Consider the following 1670-nt stretch of genomic DNA (forward strand, 5'->3'; position numbering starts at 1 on the left):
GGCCGGGTTCGATCGACTATGTGCTGGGCATTGTGAAGGCCTATACCACCCGTGTGGGCGAAGGCCCGTTCCCGACCGAACTGCTGGATGCGGACGGCAAGCCGGATGCAGATGGCGACCGGCTGGGCACCCGAGGCCATGAATTCGGCACCACCACCGGCCGCCAGCGCCGCTGCGGCTGGTTTGATGCCTGCCTGGTGCGCCAGACCTGCGCCACCTCCGGCATCAACGGTATTTCGCTGACCAAGCTGGATGTGCTGGACGGGTTCGAGACCCTGAAGATCTGTGTGGGCTATGATCTGGACGGCGAACGCCTGGATTACCTGCCGACAGCTGCCGACAGCCAGGCTCGCTGCACGCCGGTCTACGAGGAAATGCCCGGCTGGAGCGAGAGCACCGAAGGCGCGCGCAGCTGGAATGACCTGCCGGCCAATGCGATCAAATACGTGAAACGCGTGGAAGAGCTGATCGAATGCCCGGTGGCCCTGCTGTCCACCTCGCCCGAGCGCGATGATACCATCCTCGTCACTGACCCGTTTGCTGACTGATGGCGCTTGGTTACAAGGCCCGGCGGCGTTGGTCGCTTGTGATCCTGCTGATCGGTCTGCCGCTTTATATTGTGCTGGCCGTCAGCGTGGTGAGCTGGTTGGGTCGTCCGCCGATCCTGGTTGAACTGCTGGTCTATGTGGTTCTGGGTCTGCTTTGGGCGCTGCCGTTCAAATTTGTGTTTCGCGGTGTGGGCAAGGAAAACCCCGACGATTCCCAAGGCTAAGCCCGATCAGCCCAAGCGTAGAAATGAAAGAAGGAGCGATGTGACTACCGCTCCTTTTTTATTGGGCCAATCTGCTGAAGCAGGAGGCGACCTTGGGATCTAGTTGAACGAACAAAGTCGCAGATTACCAAGATGTGCTGGCACAAAAAAACGGCCCCAGATTGGAGCCGTTTTTTTGAATTCGTGCAGCGATATCAGCCAGCCGCGCGGCTATCGGGCTTATATCCGATGTCACCGGCAGCCGTAAAACGACCGCTTCCGGCCTTTTCAATTTTGCCGTCACGCAGCAATTGACCGAACGAGCGCAATCCGTCTTCGCGGTTGAATTCTGTTGTGGCCTCCATCTGGCGAACCTTGTTCATCAGTTGCGGACGCGAGAATTGTTCGAGCCCTTCAACAAAGCTGAGATAGGCAGCGGCGGCTTCGAGCAGTTCGGGCAACTCAACTGCGCCGCGTTCGGCGGCGTAGGCTGTGAAGCTGCTCCCGTTTGAGCCCGCTCCGGTTTCCACCTGTTCCAGGTGGGCACCGCGAATACGGCGGGGGCGGATCGGTCCGCGCGTTTCAGTCGGGGTATCGATCCGCTGTTCAGCCACCAGTTTGAGCGGTGCGGCGCGCTCCTGGGTGTCGGGGCGTTCGGCACGATCTTTGCGGCCGGCGTTTGACACCGGGCGGCGCGGACGTACGACGTTTGCCAGATCGGAACGATAGGGTTCGTCATCGGGCTGTGTGCCGACGGTGCCACCGGCAGCACGTTCTGCTTCGGCGGCAGCAACGGCAGCACGCAATTGATGGAAGGTCTCGCGATTGGTCGACAATTCAGGGTCTTCCAGCTTTTCATCCGCTGCATCCATCAACCGGGAGACGTCGGTTTCAGGGGTATCGGCGCTGGCAACAGGTA

The 1670-nt window shown here is 60.3% G+C and carries 2 protein-coding genes and 1 pseudogene; 2 read left to right on the forward strand and 1 reads right to left on the reverse strand.

What is annotated here, in order from left to right; genetic code table 11:
- Both A2I95_RS35995 and A2I95_RS36000 read left to right on the forward strand, forming a co-directional pair.
- On the forward strand, positions 1–548 hold a 548-nt coding region (locus A2I95_RS35995; RefSeq protein ID WP_291737316.1), incomplete at its 5' end, for an adenylosuccinate synthetase.
- Positions 548–772 carry a DUF2842 domain-containing protein gene (locus A2I95_RS36000; RefSeq protein ID WP_291737317.1) on the forward strand — a complete coding sequence of 75 codons (225 nt, stop codon included), beginning with the start codon at positions 548–550 and terminating at the stop codon, positions 770–772. The genes A2I95_RS35995 and A2I95_RS36000, both read left to right, overlap by 1 nt.
- A 194-nt stretch (positions 773–966) precedes the next feature.
- Here the strand turns inward: A2I95_RS36000 and A2I95_RS36005 are convergent.
- A pseudogene (locus A2I95_RS36005) lies at positions 967–1670 on the reverse strand (chemotaxis protein CheA); the annotation flags it as partial.

The sequence above is a fragment of the Leisingera sp. F5 genome (genome assembly GCF_001593695.1).

Coding starts and splice junctions, on each gene's coding strand:
- A2I95_RS36000 (WP_291737317.1), top strand. CDS start 548: ATGGCGCTTGGTTACAAGGCCCGGCGGCGTTGGTCGCTTGTGATCCTG.